Annotated in this window: 5 protein-coding genes; all 5 read right to left on the reverse strand. The window is 65.4% G+C overall.

Annotated features, from left to right (window positions below; all coding sequences use genetic code 11):
• Nucleotides 1–385 (reverse strand): 50S ribosomal protein L13 (gene rplM, locus QZZ29_RS10985; RefSeq protein WP_291383242.1); only part of this gene is annotated, 385 nt, incomplete at its 3' end.
• Nucleotides 386–547: 162 nt separating this feature from the next.
• Nucleotides 548–1,507 (reverse strand): tRNA pseudouridine synthase A, encoded by a 960-nt coding sequence (locus QZZ29_RS10990; RefSeq protein ID WP_291383244.1) that lies wholly within the window; start codon nt 1,505–1,507, stop codon nt 548–550.
• 31 nt (nt 1,508–1,538) lie between these two features.
• Nucleotides 1,539–2,081, reverse strand: a complete 543-nt coding sequence (gene rplQ, locus QZZ29_RS10995; RefSeq protein ID WP_291383246.1) for a 50S ribosomal protein L17 — start codon at nt 2,079–2,081, stop codon at nt 1,539–1,541.
• 18 nt (nt 2,082–2,099) lie between these two features.
• A complete protein-coding gene (locus tag QZZ29_RS11000) occupies nt 2,100–3,089 on the reverse strand; it encodes a DNA-directed RNA polymerase subunit alpha (RefSeq protein WP_291383248.1) in 990 nt (329 codons plus the stop codon).
• Nucleotides 3,090–3,252: 163 nt separating this feature from the next.
• A complete protein-coding gene (gene rpsK / locus QZZ29_RS11005; protein WP_226096208.1) occupies nt 3,253–3,642 on the reverse strand; it encodes a 30S ribosomal protein S11 in 390 nt (129 codons plus the stop codon).
• Nucleotides 3,643–3,647: the final 5 nt, after the last annotated feature.

Genomic DNA, 3,647 nt, shown 5'->3' on the forward strand with positions numbered 1-3,647 from the left:
CAGGGCCTGCGTAGACCTTCAGCTTGGACAGCTGGGCGCGACCGAGCTTGGTCCGGGGCAGCATGCCGCGAACCGCGTTCTCGATGACCTTGGTGGGCTGATCCGCGATCAGTTCGCCGATCGGCTTGGTCTTGAGGCCGCCCGGGTAACCCGAGTGGCGGTAGACCATCTTGTCGGTGAGCTTGGCGCCCGTCAGCGCCACCTTCTCAGCATTGATGACGATGACGAAGTCACCGCTATCGACGTGGGGAGCGAACGTCGCCTTGTGCTTGCCGCGCAACAGCGCAGCAGCCTGAGAGGCCAGACGACCGAGAACCACGTCAGTAGCGTCGATGACGTGCCACTTGCTGGTCACATCACCCGGCTTGGGAGAAAACGTACGCACTATGAAGCCTTCTACTCTAGAAAACGGTGGCGCGATGCAGTACTGCATCGCAAGGTCGGCGGGTCCTGCGGCGGCGAGTGGGATGCACCGGTCACGTGGAACGCACAACGACCGGCAAGTCTACCTGTCGTTTTGCCCCTTGGTCAATTTGTGTCCCCGCGGTCACGAGTCTCCCGTCCCCGAGTCTTCCAGAGCCCGTCGTCGCGCGCCGATTCTCGCGTCGTCAAGCTCCGACTGCTGGCGCCGCGCGCGGGTCGCTTCGGCACGTGCCGCCATGTCTGCGTCGTCCGGGTAGACGACCTCTTCGAGCGTCAACCCCCGTGGCGCCGCCACCTTGATCGCGGGCGAACGTACGGGGTGAGTGGAGACCATGGTCAACCAGTCCAGGTCGCGGCGACCGTAGCCGACGGCCATCACGGCGCCCACCAGCGAGCGGACCATCGCGTGGCAGAAGGCATCGGCCCGGACTGTGGCGACCAGCAGGCCAGCGTCGGCACCCGACTCAACCCGCCGCCACAAGAACTCCCTGAGCTCGCGAATGGTCGTGGCGCCTTCACGGCCGCGGCAGAAGGCGGTGAAGTCACGCAACCCCACGAGCGTCGCCGACGCGACGTTCAGCGCATCCACGTCAAGAGGGCGGTCGATCCACGTCACGTGGCCGCGGCGCAACGGGTCACGCAAGGCAAAGCGATCGCAGATGCGGTATTCGTAGTGCCGCTCCAGGGCGGAGAAGCGGGCGTCAAAGCCCTCGGGGGCCACCGAGACTGCCCGGATGACGATATCGGCGCCCACCACCCCTCCCAAGCGCTCCCTGAGAGCATCTGCGGGCGTGCGGCTGGTCTTGCCCGGCAACCGCCGCCAGGCACCTGCCGGAATGTCGACGTGCGCCACCTGGCCGCGCGCGTGAACCCCGCCGTCGGTGCGTCCCGCGACCGTGATGCGTAGCGTGGGCTCGTCGTACGTGCGACCTGCGGGCCCGCGGACCACCCGAACGAGGCCAGCCTCAAGCTCGCCCTGCACCGTGCGCAGGCCAGGTTGCGTGGCCCAGCCATTGAAGCCGCCGCCGTCGTAAGAAAGGTCGAGGCGGGCCCGCACCACCTCACTGCCATGCAGCTCAGTCATGCGGACCCGCCTCGTCCAGAGTGCGTGAGGACTACTTGTCGTCGCCCTCGGCCGCCTCGGCACCCTCAGCGGGCTCCTCGGCGTGCTCCACCACCACCTCTTCGACCTGAGTCTCGGGCTCGGGCGCCTCGTCAGCAACCGGCGCCGTCTCCGCCTTGCGAGCCGCCTTCTTGGTCGCCTTCTCCGCCTCGGCCTTGACGGCCTTCTTGGGCGGCGCGCCGAACTCAACGAGTTCGATCACGGCCATGGGCGCGTTGTCGCCCTTGCGCGGACCCACCTTGGTGATGCGGGTGTAGCCGCCTTCACGCTCGGCAAAGCCGGGACCGATCTCGGCGAACAGGGTGTGCACCACGCCCTTGTCGGGAATGATCCCCATGACGCGACGACGCGACGCAAGGTCGCCCCGCTTTGCGAAGGTGATCAGACGCTCGGCGTGCGGACGCAGGCGCTTGGCCTTGGTCTCCGTGGTGGTGATGCGGCCGTGTGCGAACAACGACTGCGCGAGGTTCGCGAGAATCTGGCGCTCGTGTGCAGGACCTCCGCCGAGGCGGGGACCCTTGGTGGGTGTAGGCATAGTGAGTTGTTCTCCTTGTTACTCGTCGCCGCCGGAGAAGAACACACCGGAGGCGGTCGGGTCGTATTCCTGACCGCCGTCCTTGAGGGTGAAGCCCAGCTCGGCGAGCTTTTCCTTCACCTCGGTGATCGACTTCTGACCGAAGTTGCGAATGTCCATGAGGTCCGTCTCGGAGCGCGCGGTGAGCTCGCCAACGGTGTGAATGCCCTCGCGCTTGAGGCAGTTGTAGGAGCGCTGCGTCAGCGTGAGGTCCTCGATGGGCATGTTGTAGTCCTCTTCGAGCGCCTCATCGGTGTCCGAAGGACCAATCTCGATGCCCTCGGCGGCCTCGTTGAGGCTGCGAGCGAGCGAGAAGAGCTCAACGAGCGTCGAACCGGCCGATGCCACCGCGTCCCGCGGGGAGATCGACGACTTGGTTTCAACGTCCAGAACCAGCTCATCGAAGTCGGTGCGCTGGGCGACGCGAGTCGCCTCGACCCTGTACGTGACCTTGAGCACGGGCGAGTAGATCGAGTCGACCGGAATCTGACCGATCTCAGCGTCGTAGCTCTTGTTGAGGGCGGCGGGCACGTAGCCGCGTCCACGCTCAACGGTGAGCTCGACCTCGAACTTCGCCTTCGAGTTCAAGGTTGCCACGTGCAGATCCGGGTTGTGGATCTCCACCCCCGCAGGCGGGGCGATGTCGGCCGCGGTGACAGAGCCGGCAACGGACTTGCGCAGGTACATGATGACGGGCTCGTCGTGCTCCGAGGAGACCACGAGGTTCTTGAGGTTGAGGAGGATCTCCGTGACGTCCTCCTTCACCCCCTCGATAGTGGTGAACTCGTGCAAGACACCCTCGAAGCGAACGCTCGTGACTGCAGCGCCAGGAATGGACGAGAGCAGTGTGCGGCGGAGTGAATTTCCGAGGGTGTAACCGAAGCCGGGCTCCAGCGGCTTGAGGGAAAACTGGGAGCGGTTGTCCGTCAAGACCTTTTCGGTCAAGGCGGGACGCTGTGCGATCAGCACTTTCCTATCCTTTCCGAGCACCCGCTATTTGATGCTCGAACCTGCCGGCTGTCCGTTCCGGCAAGTGTCAACGTCGGTATAAATCTTGACTAGAGGCACCTCGCGGTGCAGTGACGGCGCGTGTGCTTGGCCGCCGTACCGTCGGGCACGGCGGCGTCAGCACCTAACCGCGACGACGCTTGGGCGGCCGGCAGCCGTTGTGGGCCTGCGGGGTGACATCCTTGATGGAGGTCACCTCGAGTCCAGCGGCCGTCAGCGAACGAATCGCGGTGTCGCGGCCGGAGCCGGGACCCTTCACGAACACGTCCACCTTGCTCATGCCAGCATCCTGGGCCTTGCGTGCGGCTGCTTCGGCGGCCATCTGGGCGGCGTAGGGGGTCGACTTGCGCGAACCCTTGAAGCCCACCTGACCCGAGGACGACCAGGACACCACGGCGCCCGAGGGGTCCGTGATCGAAACAATCGTGTTGTTGAACGTCGACTTGATGTGTGCTTGACCGTGCGCGACGGTCTTCTTCAGCTTCTTGCGAGGCTTGCGTACGGGTGCAGCCATGGCCT

It is taken from the genome of Demequina sp. (assembly GCF_016278765.1).
Classification (GTDB): Bacteria; Actinomycetota; Actinomycetes; order Actinomycetales; family Demequinaceae; genus Demequina.

What these genes read in the sequence shown, in the direction of transcription:
- QZZ29_RS10990 (WP_291383244.1), bottom strand. Translation starts at nt 1,507, where the DNA reads ATGACTGAGCTGCATGGCAGTGAGGTGGTGCGGGCCCGCCTCGACCTT.
- rplQ (WP_291383246.1), bottom strand. Translation starts at nt 2,081, where the DNA reads ATGCCTACACCCACCAAGGGTCCCCGCCTCGGCGGAGGTCCTGCACAC.
- rpsK (WP_226096208.1), bottom strand. Translation starts at nt 3,642, where the DNA reads ATGGCTGCACCCGTACGCAAGCCTCGCAAGAAGCTGAAGAAGACCGTC.